The 531-nt window shown below is 66.7% G+C and carries 1 protein-coding gene; it reads right to left on the reverse strand.

Going from position 1 to position 531, the window contains the following annotated elements; translation table 11 throughout:
• The coding region (locus AC1DTN_RS39090) for a DUF3987 domain-containing protein (protein ID WP_477925615.1) at positions 1-531 on the reverse strand (531 nt) is incomplete at both ends.

The raw sequence follows: 531 nt of genomic DNA on the forward strand, positions 1-531 counted from the left end.
GGCGACGACCGCGCCCCATCCTTCCTGCGCGGCAGCGTCAGGCGCGATGTCCCGGCCCGGCTTCGCTGCACTGGTCGGCAGCACGATGAAGCGCTGCAGCAGCCCGTCTTCCCCGCTCTTCTTCGCGATCTCACGCATCGGGCCAGGCTGAATACCGCCGACCATGGAAACACTTAGGTGCGGGACGTGTATCGTGCTCTTGACGCGGTCGACAACGAACGGGGCACCGTTGTATGCCTGCAGCCAGAAAGCGCGATCCTTGGAGGTCCCGGTGGGGCGATACGCGTCATGTGCGCCGAACCAGCCCGAGAGCTCGTCGTGCACGACCAGCATTCCGGCAGGGGTCGTGTGCAGAACCAGCGCGAGGGACTCGGTTGTCGCGTCGTGCGCCAGTACACGGGGCATCGACGGTTCGCGGGGCTCAGCCGTTTTGCCACGCCGTGCGGCCGCGCACTCGTCGCGCCACCGTGCCATGTCCACTTCGTGCAGTTTTGCCCAGTCCGATTGGAGCCGCTCAATCGGCGCCAGCAC

The organism is Rhizobium sp. 01T444 (assembly GCF_056398305.1).